Here is a 16,259-nt window from a genome sequence, read left to right on the forward strand (position 1 = left end):
GGCGATGATGGTACTGAAAAGTTGGGAGGTAGTTGGATTGAAAAAAGGCACTTTAAAACAAATATTACTTATTACAGATGGTTGTTCCAACAAAGGGGAGGATCCGGTTGCAGTAGCTTCAATCGCGCAACAACAAGGGATTACTGTTAATGTAATTGGCATATTAGATGATGGACATGCAGAACAAGATGAAAGTTTGCAAGAAGTAGAAGATATAGCTTTGTCTGGTGGGGGTGTTAGTCAGCTTGTTTACAAGCAATCTCTGTCGCAAACTGTGCAATCTGTTACCAAGCAAGCAATGACGCAAACAATGCAAGGATTTGTTAATAAAGAATTGGAGCAAATATTAGGTAAGGGCCAATCCATGGAAGATCTTGAACCAGAAAAACGTGGAGAAATTATGGAAGTAGTAGAGGATATGGGTGAGACTTGTGATCTAGAAGTGCTTGTTTTAGTAGATACAAGTGCAAGTATGTATGATAAGCTACCTACTGTAAAAGAAGCATTAATGGATTTATCCATCAGTTTAAATGCACGAATAGGACGAAATCGGTTTGCCATTTACCGCTTCCCTGGAAAACGAAAACAAATGGAAAGGATATTAGATTGGTCTCCAGCATTAGATAGCATTTCTTCTATCTTTCCTAAATTAACAAGTGGCGGAGTCACTCCGACTGGACCTGCTATTCGAGAAGCAATGTATCAATTTGGTAAGAAGAGCTTACGGAGGGGCTTTAAGTATGAAGATGAACAGCCAGGAATGGAAGAAGCTTGATAATGACATTCGTCCAGGGATAAAGCTGCGCGGCAAATGGCATGGAAAAACATATCTTATTCAAAGAAAGCTTGGCGCTGGAGCCATTGGCGTTGTATATCTTTGTGTTTCTAATGGGAAGCAGGCCGCATTAAAAATTAGTGATAAACGTTCATCTATGACGGTAGAAGTAAATGTACTTCGGTCATTGGCAAAGGTCCAAGGAAATCGGCTTGGGCCTTCTTTATTAGATGTAGATGATTGGGCGTCACCACAAGGAATATGCTATTCTTTTTATGTGATGGAATATTTGCACGGAGAGCCACTAATTAGCTACGTTCAGCGAAGGGGACAAGCATGGATTGGTGTTTTTATGCTACAACTTTTAGATGCTTTACAAGAATTGCATCAAAGCGGTTGGGTGTTTGGGGATTTAAAAGCTGATAACTTGCTTGTTGTCTCCTCTCCTCCAAAAGTTCGTTGGGTTGATGTTGGTGGAACAACCCAAATAGGGAGATCCATTAAGGAGTACACAGAATTTTATGATCGTGGCTATTGGGGCTTAGGGACTAGAAAAGCAGAGGCAAGCTATGACTTATTTGCGTTTACAATGGTTTTTTTACATGTATATTATCCAAATCAATTTGCAAAAGAATCCTCTCCACAAAAACAGTTGTTTCGCAAAATTGATAGTGTAAAAGAGCTAGCACCGTATCGTATGGTTTTAAAGAAAGCGCTTGTTGGAAACTATCATACGAGTAAGCAGATGAAAAATGACTTATTAAAAATAATTTATACTACAGAACGAAAAAATATGCGTGCTCATCAACAACATGGACAGCAAACAAATTCATCCTCCTTATTTATCGATATAGGAGGCATATCCGCACTGGCAATCATTTATTATGCAGTTTCTTTGCTTTTTCAGTAACAAGTATTGTGATAGGATTACATTATACGTTAAAAAAAGAATCCGCGTTTGTTGGAGATGGACAAATGGAAGAAAAAGTGCGACAGTTTATGAAGCGACATCAGTTATTCACGAAAGGAGCAACGATTTTAGTCGGTGTCTCTGGAGGGCCAGACTCTATGGCATTATTGCATTATTTAAACACGATGAAGGAAAGTTGGGGGTTCCGAGTTGTTGCCATAACCGTTGATCATCAGCTTCGAGGGGAAGAATCATTAGCAGATGTATCTTATGTCAAACATATCTGTGAACAATGGCAAATTGAATGTGTTTCTACGTCTGTCAATGTTCCTGCTTGGAAACAAAAAAATAAACAAGGAACACAAATAGCCGCAAGAACGTTACGCTATACTGTATTTAAGGAGCAAATGGAGAAGTTTAAGGCAGATTATTTAGCGTTAGGCCACCACGGCGATGATCAAATTGAAACGATGGTGATGCGCCTTGTTCGTTCGGCTGATGTTCAAAGTTTTAAAGGGATACCTGTTAAACGTTCCTTTTCTAATGGTTGGATTGTGCGACCGCTTCTTTGTGTAACAAAAGGTGACATATGGGACTATTGTCAAGCGCATCAGATTGTACCGCGACTAGATCCTTCTAACGAAGAAACGGTATACACACGTAATTATGTCAGGCAGCATATTGTACCAATGTTAAAACAAAAAAATAGCAACTTACATACAACTGTGCAACATTTAAGTGAAACATTAGCTATTGACGGCGCTTATATTTTGCAAGAAGCAAAAAAAATGGTAGACGCTGTTGTATGTTTTGATTCAGCAAGGCTACAATTATCATTTGAAATTCATGCGTTTAAAACGTATGCATTTGCTTTACAAAGACGTGCCTATCATCTAATATTAAACTATCTGTATGTGGATGTTCCTGACAGTTTGTCTTATGTACATGAAGAGCAATTTTTGGCATTGATTTACCATCAAACGGGCAATGCACAGATCGATTTCCCCGCTGGACTAAAAGTAGAGAAGTCCTACGATCAAATAAGGTGTTACTTTCGTGATGACCTTTCTAGCTCATCATCATATCATAAGTTAATAAGTATCCCAGGGCAAACAATTTTACCTGATGGCTCCGTGATGTATGCTGAATGCGGTGAAGCGGTAACGGAACAAACGAAGTATAGCCTTACCATTCCCGTTAATCAGGTAGCACTTCCATTACATATAAGAACCCGAAAACAAGGCGATAAAATGCGTGTAGCCGGGTTAAACGGAAGGAAGAAACTAAAGGATATTTTCATTGATGCAAAAGTGCCTCGTCATCAACGAGCAACATGGCCGTTAGTGACAGATAATGACGGGGAAATTCTATGGTTAGTCGGTTTGCGAAAAGCAGCCGTTGCAAAACCTCAGATGAATACCTCACAAATACAATTATATTTTCAAGATGGCAACAGGTAGGAGGAGCAGGATATATGCATAATGATATTAAAGAAGTGTTAATATCACAGGAGGAAATTGCAAATAAGTGTAAAGAATTAGGGGAACAATTAACGAGGGAGTATGATGGCAAGTTTCCACTAGCTATCGGTGTGTTAAAAGGTGCTATGCCGTTTATGTCCGATATTTTACGCTATACAGAGACGTATTTAGAGATGGATTTTATGGATGTCTCTAGCTATGGCAAAGAAATGCGTTCTTCTGGTGAAGTAAAGATTGTTAAAGACCTTGATACAAAGGTGGAAGGACGCGATTTGCTTATCATCGAAGACATTATCGATAGCGGTTTAACTTTACGTTATTTAGTGGATTTATTTAAATATCGCAAGGCTAATTCTGTTAAAATTGTTACATTATTAGATAAGCCGACAGGAAGAACTGCGGACATCAAAGCGGACATGATTGGTTTTGAAGTGCCTAATGAATTTGTTGTAGGCTATGGGTTAGACTACCAAGAGAAATATAGAAACTTGCCTTATATTGGTGTGTTAAAGCCAGAAGTATATGGTGGGGAATAAAAATTTACCACCAAAGTAGTTGTAGCATAGGAAGATTTAGACAAGGTTACGTAGTGTACAACAATACCAAATGCTTGAATGGATCTACGAATAGGAAACCATGATGGTTTGTAGTTAGTTAGCTGTTAAGTTTTTGAAAAATTTGCAGACAAATGTCTTTCTTTTCTAATCAAACGAATGAAAGAAGTTTATCGTATAAGAAACTACAAATTTTATCTTCATAAGGGCTTGGCGACAAACCGTGTTTTCTAAATATCTTTATAGTATAAGCAACCAATACAAGGTGACGGTAAACTCCGACAAAATGAAGTTTCCGTTTATCCTATTTTTAAGGTAAATTAGTTGTATTCCAACTTTTTAGTATGGTACGATGTAATATAGTTTTTCCCCGCTTGGGAGGAGGTAAGCAATGAGCCGGATATTTCGGAATGCAGTTTTCTGGATAGTGATTGTCCTTGTGATTATTTCGGTTATTTCACTGTTCAGTGGGCAAAATGAAGAAGCAAAAGAATATAATGTTAAGCAATTTATGGATGCTTTAAATAATGGTGAGATTAAAGAAATGACCATGCAACCAGCTAACGGTATTATTCGTTACGAAGGTGTATTAGAAGACGAAGAAAAGCCGTTTGTTGCGCAAGTTCCAGATAATACAGATATTATTTCTTCCATTACGGAACAAGCAAATGAACAAAGTGACCTTTTTGTAGAAGAAGAAGAGCAACCGAGTATGTGGGTAACGCTTTTAACTACAATGATTCCGTTTTTAATCATTGGACTTCTCTTTTTCTTTATACTTAGTCAAGCCCAAGGTGGAGGCGGCGGCGGTCGCGTTATGAACTTTGGGAAGAGTAAGGCAAAAATGTATAGTGAAGATAAAAAGAAAGTTCGCTTTAAAGATGTAGCGGGTGCTGATGAAGAGAAACAAGAACTAGTAGAGGTAGTTGACTTTCTAAAAGATCCAAGAAAATTCTCTGCTGTTGGTGCTAGAATTCCGAAAGGTGTACTTTTAGTGGGACCTCCAGGAACTGGTAAAACATTATTAGCACGTGCCGTAGCAGGAGAAGCTGGTACACCCTTTTTCTCTATAAGTGGTTCAGACTTTGTGGAGATGTTTGTTGGTGTTGGTGCTTCGCGTGTACGTGATTTGTTTGAAAACGCAAAAAAGAATGCTCCTTGTATCATTTTTATAGACGAAATAGACGCAGTTGGTAGACAGCGTGGAGCGGGCCTTGGCGGTGGTCATGATGAGCGTGAACAAACTTTAAACCAATTGCTTGTAGAGATGGATGGTTTTGGTGCTAACGAAGGGATTATCATTATGGCAGCAACGAACCGTGCTGACATTTTAGATCCTGCTTTATTACGACCAGGCCGTTTTGATCGACAAATTATGGTAGACCGTCCAGATGTGAAGGGACGTAAAGAGGTTTTAGAAGTACATGCTAGAAACAAGCCGCTAGCGGAGGATGTTGATTTAAAAACAATTGCTATGCGTACGCCTGGTTTTTCAGGTGCTGATTTGGAGAACTTACTAAATGAAGCAGCATTAGTAGCAGCAAGACGAGACAGTAATAAAATTGAAATGCTTGATGTGGATGAAGCAATAGACCGCGTTATTGCGGGACCTGCTAAGAAAAGCAGAGTGATTTCTGAAAAAGAGCGAGACATTGTAGCGTATCATGAAAGTGGGCATACCGTTATCGGAATGGTTTTAGATGATGCGGATATCGTTCATAAGGTTACCATTGTACCACGTGGCCAAGCGGGCGGTTATGCGGTCATGTTACCTAAGGAAGACCGTTACTTTATGACGAAACCAGAGCTTTTTGACAAAATAACAGGTCTTTTGGGTGGTCGTGTAGCGGAAGAAGTTATCTTCGGAGAAGTAAGTACTGGAGCTCATAACGACTTTCAGCGAGCAACAGCTATCGCTCGTAAGATGATTACCGAGTACGGTATGAGTGATCGGATTGGACCTTTACAGTTTACTTCTGGCGGTGGTCAAGTATTTTTAGGTCGCGATCTTAGCAATGATCAACAGTATAGTGATGCAATAGCGCACGAGATTGATCAAGAAATGCAAAACTTTATTAATTACTGTTATGATCGTGCGAAAGCAATTCTTACCGAGCATAAAGATAAGCTTGAATTGATTGCTAAAACTTTACTTGAAGTGGAAACACTAGATGCAAAACAAATAAAATCATTATTTGAAAAAGGCGTCCTTCCTGAACCGGAAGAAGATGATATGAAAGTGAATATTAAACCAAAAGATGAAGCGCCAGAGACGTATGAACAGGCAAAGGAAAAAGCACTAAATAAACAACAAGAGAAAAAAGAAGATATCACAACGGATAATAAGCCACCTACACGTCCTAATGATGATACAACATCAAAAGAGCAAAAACCTTCATCTTTGGATGAAATAACAACGGACAATAAACCTTCATCAGAAGATGATGAAAAGTAACCGGAACAACTCCCTGCTATAACTTTGGTTAAAGTGGGGAGTTGTTTTATGCTATGAGGGAGTATGAGATTTGAAGTATTCAAGCTGGCATGTGGGATACTATCTAAACAAACATGCTAATTAATTAATAAACGCTAGCACTTGTAAACGGACAATGGAGCATTTTTAAATATTTTAAGTTATAGAACCTCTACATATTCATAGCAAAATAAATGTGGTATATTAAAAATCAGTTAGAAAAAGTTGGCTTGCCAACAAGTCTTTTTGGCGAAGCTATTGTTTTTCTTATACTACAAACAATAAAGTTTTATACTTTCCTATAGGAACAAAGGAACTAGGAAGAGTTTGAACAAAGAGAGGTTTGGAACCATATGTTACTTGTACTAGATGTTGGGAATACAAATACCGTATTGGGGGTCTTTGAAGGAGAAAATTTAAAGCACCAATGGAGAATTAAAACGGATCGACATAAAACAGAGGATGAATACGGCATGTTAATGCAATCCCTGTTTGCTTACAAAGGCATTTCTAATTCCGATATATCCGGAGTCATTATTTCTTCTGTCGTACCGCCAATTATGTACGCGTTAGAAAAGATGTGCAAGGACTATTTTCAAATAGAACCGATGATTATTGGGAAGGAACCTGTACATAATTATTTAAAAATGCAGTATCCCAATCCGAAAGAAATTGGGGCAGATCGAATTGTTAATGCAGTAGGCGCTATAGAAGAATATGGCGCACCACTTATCATTATTGATTTTGGGACAGCAACTACTTACTGCTATATAAATGAAAAAAAAGAATATTATGGCGGCGTCATTACTCCTGGCTTAAATGTGGCAATGGAAGCCTTGTACAATAGAGCTTCAAAATTACCAAAAATTGAAATACAAGCACCGCCCCATGTTATTGGAACATCTACTGTAGAAGCTATGCAATCTGGGGTTGTTTATGGATATGTAGGACAAGTAGATGGAATCGTTCGCCGTATGGAAATAGAAATGAATACGAGTACAACAGTTATTGCAACTGGCGGTTTAGCAGCTTTGATAGCTAATGAATCAGAAGTCATTCATCAAGTTGATCCATATTTAACCTTAAAAGGTTTGCGAATAATTTATGATAGGAATAAAGATTCTAATAATAATTTCTAAATCGTCTACGATAGGTGTCTATAAAGCCTTAACTTGATGAGATGGGTTATACATTTTTGCTGTTCACTAAGATGGTTGATTTACTAATGTATCCTGAATATAGGTTGCTGTAAGACTACTACTTCAAATATAGGGAAATGGAAATAACAGCATGGCAACTGGGGTATAAACGGACCGTCTACTGATCTTATTATTTACACAAGAAGGGAGAAAAGACTTGTGAAAGACTTTATTATAAAAGCAACGGCTTATAATGGAATGGTGCGTGCTTATGCAGCGCTTTCTACAAATACAGTGGAAGAGGCACGTCAACGGCATGATACATGGGCAACTGCCTCGGCTGCTCTAGGAAGAACACTTACAATTACTGGTATGATGGGTGCTATGTTAAAAGGGGAGGATTCTATTACTACAAAGGTGATGGGAACGGGCCCTTTAGGAGCAATCATTGCTGATGCAGATGCAAAAGGACATGTTCGTGGCTATGTAATGAATCCGCATGTAGATTTTGAACTAAATGAAAAAGGGAAACTAGATGTTGCTAGAGCAGTTGGGAAAGAAGGAAGCATTAGTGTTATAAAAGATTTAGGCTTAAAAGATTATTTTACAGGAGAAGTTCCAATTATTTCCGGGGAAATAAGCGAGGATTTTACCTATTATTTTGCAAATTCCGAGCAAAATCCTTCAGCTGTTGGGGCTGGTGTTTTAGTTAATCCTGATCATAGTATTTTAGCAGCTGGAGGATTTATTGTACAGCTTATGCCTGGAGCTAGTGATGAAGTTATTCAACAGCTAGAAGAGCAAATTCAATCTTTTCCACCGATTTCTTCCCTTATCCGCGAAGGAAATACACCAGAGCAAATTTTGCAACGTTTATTTAGAGGTCAGGAAATTAAAATACATGAATCATTACCGATGGAATTTCACTGTAGATGTTCTAAAGAACGTGTTGAGCGAGCTATTCAAGGTCTTGGGGAAGCGGAAATCCAAAGTATGATAGAAGAAGATCATGGAGCTGAAGCAAGCTGCCATTTTTGCAATAAGACGTATCAGTTTGCAGAAGAAGATTTGCGTCTTTTAAAGCAAAGCTTGAGTGAAAATTAAGTTTTTATAATAAAATAAGAAAGTATAAAATGAGGTGCTTGGGGATAAGGAAACACCGAATAGCCACGTCCGGCTTCATCGCCCAGCAACTGGGCAACTTCACGAAATCACCCTACGATAAGCACCTTCGCTTACATTGTCTGCTTCGTGACTAAAATGAATGTGGGAGGAATAATCCCCTCCCATAGTCATTGGGTAGATTCATCTTAGCTTACATATGAAGTGCTTCTAAATCTAACTTTTTAGAATTAGGAATGTATGCTAGATATGTCTAAGTGGGAGATAATAGTACATAGGAGAAGAATCACAGTTAATGGAAGATGTACGTAACTATCACATTTTGGAAGTATTAGAGAAAAACACAACTTTTTAGCTGTACATTGACGGATTATTACTATAAACCATGCAAAAACCCTCACTAGTCATGTTCCGCGTTATTCCAATGAGGTCAAGAACTTTCTCTTCAACATGAAAATATCATTATGTACAAATAAATTCCGTTTATATTCTATAGATTGTACGCTTTCGTTGCTAAGCAAAAATTGGTAGTGAAGCAAGTCCTATTTAATTGAATATTCAGTTTATAATAGGGGGAATAACGCATGTCAAAGAAGTTAATGTTAGGTATAATTGTCCTATTGTTAGTAACAAATATCGCCACTTTGTTCGTATGGAACCAAGAAGAAGTAGATATTGAAACAGGTAATGGCAAGAAGTATAAAAATAACGAAGCTGCAGCCACCGTTAATGGAGAAGAAATAAGCATTGAGGAGTGGCGAAAGGCTTTACGTGATACATATGGTGAAGAACATTTAAAAGCGATGATTGATCGGGAAATTGTAAGCCAATTAGCGAACGAAAGAGACATTTCCATAAGTGATAAAGTGATTGAAAGAGAGATATCTCTGTTGCTTGCTATGCAAGGTGTTCTAACCGAATCAGAATATGAAGATTTGGAAGCGAAGTGGGAAAAGGATATTCGACATCGCTATCAGCTGGAGAGGTTATTAACAGAAGATGTTTCGGTATCGGATGATACGATGAAAGAGCATTATGAAACATATGGCGAGCAATATAATTTTACAGCTTCGATGCAACTGTCCCATATTATTGTAAAAGAAATGAAAACTGCTGAGAAGGTATACAATGAATTAGAACAGGGGGCGTCTTTTAATTTACTAGCCCAAGAGTATTCTGTCGATGAAGAAACGCGTGGGGTTGGAGGATATTTAGGGTATCTATCTACAGAAAGCCAATACTTTCCAGATAGTTACGAAGTGATTGTCAATAATTTGCAGGAGTTCTCTTATAGTGAACCTTTTGAGGTGGGAGGAGAGGTTGCGCTCATCTACCTTCATCGAAAACTGCCTTCAATAACCTTTACGTATGAAGAAATGAAACCGTATATAATGAGTGAATTAGCTTTACAGGAGAAGAAACAAACCTTAGAAGCTGATCCGCTGTGGGAAAGTCAGGATATTGAATGGATTTATTCTGAATAGAGTAGCTTAAGAAAAGCAAGGTATTTTTTAAGCCCAAATATCTATAGATTCAATTTGATTCGTTGACATTTTTTAAGGAACAGCGTAAATTAGTATTAAACTTATCGATTAACTAGGGATTAGGAGGCTGAAAAATGAAAGTTGCTCAAAGTGTAGCAGAATTAATTGGTGAGACTCCGATTGTGAAATTAAAAGGTATTGTAGATGAAAATAGTGCAGATATTTATGTGAAGTTGGAATTTATGAATCCAGGTAGCTCCGTAAAGGATCGAATTGCTTTAGCCATGGTGGAAGCTGCGGAACGAGAGGGCAAGTTAAAGCCAGGAGATACGATTATAGAGCCAACAAGTGGTAATACAGGGATAGGCTTAGCGATGGTTGCAGCTGCAAAAGATTATAAAGCAATCCTAGTTATGCCTGATACGATGAGTTTAGAACGTCGTAATCTTTTACGAGCTTATGGAGCAGAGCTTGTGCTAACTCCAGGAGCAGAAGGAATGAAGGGTGCTATTCATAAAGCAGAAGAGTTACAAAAAGCACATGGCTACTTTATGCCACAGCAATTTAATAATTTTGCAAACCCTGATATTCATGAAAGTACAACGGGTAAAGAGATCATCGCCCAAATGAGTGATGGATTAGATGCTTTTATTGCTGGTATTGGCACAGGAGGAACCATCACTGGAGCAGGAAAAGTTTTAAAAGAACATTTCGATCGTCTGCAAGTTTTTGCTGTTGAACCAGCGTCTTCAGCAGTTCTGTCTGGGGAAAAGCCTGGTCCCCATAAGATACAAGGAATAGGTGCAGGGTTTGTGCCAAGTATTTTAAATACAGAAATATATGATGATATATACCAAATTAAAAATGATGAAGCATATGAAGTTGCCCGCGAAGTTGCCACGAATAACGGCATTCTTGGAGGCGTTTCTGCAGGTGCAGCTATAGCCGCAGCAAAGAAAGTAGCCAAAAAGCTAGGAAAAGGAAAAAAAATATTGGCCATTTTTCCAGATAATGGGGAAAGGTATTTATCAACACCACTTTATCAATTTGGAGATGAAGATTAAGTAGTAGCGATCTCTGCCCAAGAAAAACCGGTACCAATGCTAGGTACTGGTTTTTTCGATTGCAATGAAGGACCAGAATAAGAAAAATTTATACCATGGTGATAAGGTAAGTTTTTTAATTGTAAATAACTAACATGTGTTTACATAACAATACGTTCAAACATAACGAAAATACGAACGTCAATCTTGCTTACGTAATATAAACAGGTCGCTTGCCAAAACATAGTATGATACGATAAGAGAAAAGGTAGAAAGAAGGACTGAAGAATGATGCGATTAATAACGAAAAAACAATCGTATGATTTAACGGATCGCACACTCATTATGGGTATAATAAACGTCACGCCGGATTCTTTTTCAGATGGCGGAAATTATAATACGGTTAAAAGTGCTATTGAACAAGCCGTAAAGCTGGAGAAAGATGGTGCACATATACTTGATATTGGCGGTGAATCTACACGACCTAATCACGAGCCGGTTTCTCAGGAAGAAGAAATTGCACGTGTGGTTCCTATTATTCGTGAAGTAAAGAAGCATGTCAGCATACCAATTTCGATTGATACATATAAAGCGGAGACTGCCAAAGCGGGATTAGATGCAGGTGCTGATATGATTAACGATGTGTGGGGTGCTAAACGAGAGCCAGACATTGCGAAAGTAGCTAAAATGTATAACGTTCCGATTATATTAATGCATAATCGAACGAACATGAATTATCAAGATTTAATTCCTGATATGCTCACGGATTTGGAAGAAAGCATAAATATTGCGCTAGATGCAGGCGTTTTACATGAACAAATTATTATCGATCCTGGTATTGGTTTTGCGAAGACGGCAGAACATAATCTACTCGTCATGAATCAATTAGAGCGTTTTTCCGAGCTAGGATATCCACTACTTTTAGGAACTTCTAGGAAACGATTCATAGGGCATATCTTGGATGAACCTCCACAAAATCGTGATATTGGTACAGGGGCAACAACTTGCATGGGAGTTATGAAAGGCGCTCAAATCATTCGGGTACATGATGTAAAAACAAATGGACAGCTTGCTAAAATGATGGATGCAATGCTTCATGTAAAAAGAGGTTGAGGATATGGATAAAATACTTTTACAACAACTGCAATTTTATGGTTTTCATGGATTGCTACCAGAAGAAAATAAATTAGGGCAACGTTTTCAAGTGGACGCTACGCTCTATCTAGATTTAAGCAAGCCTGGAAACAGTGACGATATGAATGATTCGATTCACTACGGGCAAGCCTATGAATATATTAGGGAAATTGTGGAGGGGGAAGCGAAACAACTAATCGAATCGGTGGCTGAAAATATTGCAGAAAAGTTATTAACGTCATTTGATATACTTGAAGCATGTAACATAAAGCTTATTAAGCCAGATCCACCGATTCCAGGTCAATACCATTCTGTGGCCGTAGAGATATATAGGGAGAAGGTAAAATGAATCACGTATATATAGCATTAGGAACCAATATCGAACCAAGAGAAAATTTTTTAAAAGAAGGCGTACGTCTATTACAGGAACATGCACAAATTCATATCACAAAAACATCATCTATCTACCAGACAGCACCTGTAGGCTATACGGAGCAAAATGATTTTTTAAATATGGTCATAGAAGTGGAGACCAGTTGCTTACCATTGGAACTATTAGCATACTGTCAACAAATAGAAAACGAATTAGGCAGGAAACGAATCATTCGCTTTGGTCCTCGTACAATAGACCTTGACATTTTATTATATAATCAAGAAAATATAGAAATGGAGCGTTTAACAATTCCGCATCCGCGCATGCATGAACGTGCATTTGTACTTGTACCTTTAAACGAAATTGCACCACAAGCTATATTGCCATTACCTAATGGAGAAAAAGAAGTAAGTATGGTTGTAACGGAACTGCCAGGAAATGACTTAAAGGATGTAGTGAAATGGACCAAAAAAGATTCGGTAGACGAATAAAAGCTTTTCGTAAATTAAAAGGGTATACCCAGGTGGAATTTGCCAAAAAGCTTTGTGTTCCACTGTCTGTTATTGGCAGTATAGAGCGAGGTGTTAAGCCGATTTCTGATGATCTTTTAGACATAGTAGTGCATACACTTGATATCTCTAAAGAAGAGCTTATGCTTTACGATGAGGATAATACAGGTTAATAAAGCATGGAAGGTAGAAAATGAGAGGTCAATGATCTCTCCCATAGGTGATGCTATGTTTTCTAATTGAGTTGTAATTGCATTTCGATGGCAATTATCAATAACTTTGTCTTAGATGTTTGTTTAGGAAAGTGAGTTAGATAGATAACTTGTTGACAATTAAGACATTTACTTTGTGATTTTAACAGAAATAATGCAACACATGAAGTTTATATAAATATCGTTTATACTTTTACCTATAGAAAAGGACTGGAGTGAATTTAGGGTGTCTGAAGAAATAAATGAGCATATGCGAGTACGTAAAGAAAAAATGCAGCAATTAAAAGAACAGGGAATAAACCCTTTCGGAGAGCGATTCCCCCGTTCTCATGTTGCAAGTGAATTAAAGGATTTATATGATCGATATTCTAAGGAAGAATTGGAAAGTAAGAAAGAGCAAGTGACGATCGCAGGAAGAATGATGACGAAGCGAGGGAAAGGAAAAGCAGGCTTTGCTCATATTCAAGATATTAGTGGCCAAATACAGCTTTATGTTCGTAAAGATTCTGTCGGAGAAGCTGCATATGAGGTTTTTAAAACGAGTGATATTGGTGACATTGTCGGTGTAACTGGGGTTATGTTTAAAACGAAGGTAGGAGAGTTGTCTGTTAAAGTGACGGATTTCCAACTACTTACTAAATCTTTACGGCCTTTACCAGAGAAATATCATGGTTTGAAAGATATTGAGCAGCGATACCGTCAACGTTATCTGGATTTAATTACGAACATGGATAGTAAAGAGACATTTGTATTGCGCAGTAAGATTATTCAAGCAATGCGCCGTTACTTAGATGGCCAAGGATTTTTAGAGGTGGAAACGCCTATGTTACATGGCATACCAGGAGGCGCTACAGCAAGACCTTTTATTACCCATCATAATGCGTTAGATGTAGAACTCTATATGCGTATTGCTATAGAATTGCATTTAAAAAGATTAATCGTTGGTGGCTTGGAAAAGGTTTACGAAATTGGTCGTGTGTTTCGTAATGAAGGAATTTCCACAAGACATAATCCAGAATTTACGATGATAGAATTGTATGAGGCTTATGCTGATTATCATGACATTATGGATTTAACAGAGCGACTTGTTGCGCATATCTCTAAGGAAGTTTTAGGTACGACAACAGTAACTTATGGCGAGCATGAAGTGAACTTGGCTCCAAAATGGACGAGAAAACATATAGTCGATGCGATTAAAGAAAAAACGGGCATTGATTTCTGGCCACAGATGAGCGATGATGAAGCCCGAGCTTTAGCGAAGGAGTATGGCGTAGAAATTACTGAAACCATGACATATGGCCACATTGTAAATGAGTTTTTTGAACAAACAGTGGAAGAAGATTTAATTCAGCCAACGTTTATCTACGGTCATCCTGTAGAAGTTTCACCTTTAGCTAAGAAAAACAAACAAGATGAACGATTTACCGATCGATTTGAATTGTTTATTGTTGGACGAGAACATGCAAATGCATTTAGTGAGTTAAATGATCCAATTGATCAGCGTGAACGATTTGAAGCGCAAGTGAAAGAAAGGGCAGCTGGAAATGATGAAGCTCATTATATGGATACAGATTTCTTAGAAGCACTAGAATATGGGCTTCCGCCAACTGGTGGGTTAGGTATAGGTGTAGACCGTCTCGTAATGTTGTTAACAAATTCAGCTTCCATCCGAGATGTATTATTATTTCCACAGATGAAAAATAAAGAATAGAAGTATGTGTTGTAAAAAACACAAGGAGATCAGATTTATTATCACTTTCCTTGTGTTTTTTTGTTTGAGCGCTTCTGTAAACCTGCATGCATCTTATTGAGTATATCTTCCTATTCAAGGTAGGTCTGTTATTCAGCACGATTGTTTAGTAGTTGGAGGATATGATCTAAACGCCACTTATAAAAAGGGATATAGGTGTTATTCTCTACCACATAAGACTGGTTGGGCTCGCCTTTTTCCTGAGATTCGGAAGTGGAGTGTGAGTCTTGCCACTACCTGGGCTAAACCTACTTTCTTATTTATAAATACAGAACTCTAATTTACCTCGTTCGTATAAAAGTTCTTTAAGAGTATCATTTTTTGGTGCGTGGAGAGAAACAGCGACTCTGTGCTTTATGTGAAGGGATTTATACCTTCAATTCTGCTCAGAATAAAATGAAAGAATAGTGTAAACAATAGAAATAAATTTCCTAAAATACTTTTTTTGAAAAAAGCTTGATTTTCGCTTTTAAACATGGTAAATTAATTAACGTTGCTTAAACAAATCAACAAACTAGATTTGAAAAACAGCAACAAAAAACAAAAAATATATTGACTTTGTTTTAAATGAGTGTTATATTAATAAAGTCGCCAATTTGAAATGCCGACAATTTAATAAAAAAGTTGTTGACAAGCGCGGATCAAGATGGTATAATTAAGTGGTTGACTCGCAAAAAAGCAACTGCGATATATTTGCTCTTTGAAAACTGAACAAAACAACCAGTATGTCAAGGAAAAACAAACCCTGTTTTTCTTAAGAAATAAACTGAGAGAAATCTCAGAAGAAGCTAAGAATGATGAAGAACGGTGTTCATCATCACAAACTTTTATGGAGAGTTTGATCTTGGCTCAGGACGAACGCTGGCGGCGTGCCTAATACATGCAAGTCGAGCGCGGGAAGCAAGCAGATCTCCTTCGGGAGTGACGCTTGTGGAACGAGCGGCGGACGGGTGAGTAACACGTGGGCAACCTACCTGTAAGACTGGGATAACTCCGGGAAACCGGGGCTAATACCGGATGAAACAAAGCGTCGCATGACGCAATGTTAAAAGGCGGCATATGCTGTCACTTACAGATGGGCCCGCGGCGCATTAGCTAGTTGGTGAGGTAAAGGCTCACCAAGGCAACGATGCGTAGCCGACCTGAGAGGGTGATCGGCCACACTGGGACTGAGACACGGCCCAGACTCCTACGGGAGGCAGCAGTAGGGAATCTTCCGCAATGGACGAAAGTCTGACGGAGCAACGCCGCGTGAGTGATGAAGGTTTTCGGATCGTAAAACTCTGTTGTTAGGGAAGAA

General features: G+C 38.2%; 14 protein-coding genes and 1 rRNA gene. All 15 read left to right on the top strand.

All coding sequences use genetic code 11. The annotated features are described in order from the left end of the window. The first annotated feature begins 37 nt into the window (after positions 1 to 37). The gene (locus tag B2C77_RS00300) at positions 38 to 775 is read left to right on the top strand and encodes a VWA domain-containing protein (RefSeq protein WP_077701801.1); all 738 of its coding nucleotides are present in this window, start codon (positions 38 to 40) and stop codon (positions 773 to 775) included. Beyond that, positions 741 to 1,685 carry a serine/threonine protein kinase PrkT gene (prkT, locus tag B2C77_RS00305; protein ID WP_077701802.1) on the top strand — a complete coding sequence of 315 codons (945 nt, stop codon included), beginning with the start codon at positions 741 to 743 and terminating at the stop codon, positions 1,683 to 1,685. The genes B2C77_RS00300 and prkT overlap by 35 nt, the downstream gene beginning before the upstream one ends. A 65-nt stretch (positions 1,686 to 1,750) precedes the next feature. Beyond that, positions 1,751 to 3,145, top strand: a complete 1,395-nt coding sequence (gene tilS / locus B2C77_RS00310) for a tRNA lysidine(34) synthetase TilS (RefSeq protein WP_077701803.1) — start codon at positions 1,751 to 1,753, stop codon at positions 3,143 to 3,145. 14 nt (positions 3,146 to 3,159) lie between these two features. Continuing rightward, on the top strand, positions 3,160 to 3,702 hold the full coding sequence (hpt, locus tag B2C77_RS00315) for a hypoxanthine phosphoribosyltransferase (RefSeq protein ID WP_073011461.1): 543 nt from the start codon (positions 3,160 to 3,162) through the stop codon (positions 3,700 to 3,702). Between the two features lie 409 nt (positions 3,703 to 4,111). After that, the gene (ftsH, locus tag B2C77_RS00320) at positions 4,112 to 6,175 is read left to right on the top strand and encodes an ATP-dependent zinc metalloprotease FtsH (RefSeq protein ID WP_077701804.1); all 2,064 of its coding nucleotides are present in this window, start codon (positions 4,112 to 4,114) and stop codon (positions 6,173 to 6,175) included. A 371-nt stretch (positions 6,176 to 6,546) separates the two neighbouring features. Continuing rightward, positions 6,547 to 7,332 carry a type III pantothenate kinase gene (locus B2C77_RS00325; RefSeq protein ID WP_077701805.1) on the top strand — a complete coding sequence of 262 codons (786 nt, stop codon included), beginning with the start codon at positions 6,547 to 6,549 and terminating at the stop codon, positions 7,330 to 7,332. A 219-nt stretch (positions 7,333 to 7,551) separates the two neighbouring features. After that, the gene (hslO, locus tag B2C77_RS00330; protein ID WP_077701806.1) at positions 7,552 to 8,436 is read left to right on the top strand and encodes an Hsp33 family molecular chaperone HslO; all 885 of its coding nucleotides are present in this window, start codon (positions 7,552 to 7,554) and stop codon (positions 8,434 to 8,436) included. A gap of 602 nt (positions 8,437 to 9,038) precedes the next feature. Continuing rightward, positions 9,039 to 9,938: a peptidylprolyl isomerase gene (locus tag B2C77_RS00335; RefSeq protein WP_077701807.1), complete on the top strand. Its 900-nt coding sequence runs from the start codon at positions 9,039 to 9,041 to the stop codon at positions 9,936 to 9,938. Between the two features lie 134 nt (positions 9,939 to 10,072). Next, positions 10,073 to 11,002: a cysteine synthase A gene (cysK, locus tag B2C77_RS00340; protein WP_077701808.1), complete on the top strand. Its 930-nt coding sequence runs from the start codon at positions 10,073 to 10,075 to the stop codon at positions 11,000 to 11,002. A gap of 270 nt (positions 11,003 to 11,272) precedes the next feature. Then, positions 11,273 to 12,094, top strand: coding sequence for a dihydropteroate synthase (gene folP / locus B2C77_RS00345; protein ID WP_077701814.1), 822 nt, complete (start codon positions 11,273 to 11,275; stop codon positions 12,092 to 12,094). A gap of 4 nt (positions 12,095 to 12,098) precedes the next feature. Continuing rightward, positions 12,099 to 12,464, top strand: coding sequence for a dihydroneopterin aldolase (gene folB / locus B2C77_RS00350; protein WP_077701809.1), 366 nt, complete (start codon positions 12,099 to 12,101; stop codon positions 12,462 to 12,464). After that, positions 12,461 to 12,979, top strand: coding sequence for a 2-amino-4-hydroxy-6-hydroxymethyldihydropteridine diphosphokinase (folK, locus tag B2C77_RS00355; RefSeq protein ID WP_077701810.1), 519 nt, complete (start codon positions 12,461 to 12,463; stop codon positions 12,977 to 12,979). The genes folB and folK overlap by 4 nt, the downstream gene beginning before the upstream one ends. Next, positions 12,949 to 13,170, top strand: a complete 222-nt coding sequence (locus B2C77_RS00360; RefSeq protein ID WP_077701811.1) for a helix-turn-helix domain-containing protein — start codon at positions 12,949 to 12,951, stop codon at positions 13,168 to 13,170. The genes folK and B2C77_RS00360 overlap by 31 nt, the downstream gene beginning before the upstream one ends. A gap of 265 nt (positions 13,171 to 13,435) precedes the next feature. Beyond that, positions 13,436 to 14,920, top strand: coding sequence for a lysine--tRNA ligase (lysS, locus tag B2C77_RS00365; protein ID WP_077701812.1), 1,485 nt, complete (start codon positions 13,436 to 13,438; stop codon positions 14,918 to 14,920). Positions 14,921 to 15,785: 865 nt separating this feature from the next. After that, positions 15,786 to 16,259 (top strand): 16S ribosomal RNA (locus B2C77_RS00370); the annotation flags it as partial.

Origin of the sequence: Virgibacillus dokdonensis (genome assembly GCF_900166595.1) — a bacterium.
GTDB lineage: Bacteria > Bacillota > Bacilli > Bacillales > Amphibacillaceae > Virgibacillus > Virgibacillus dokdonensis.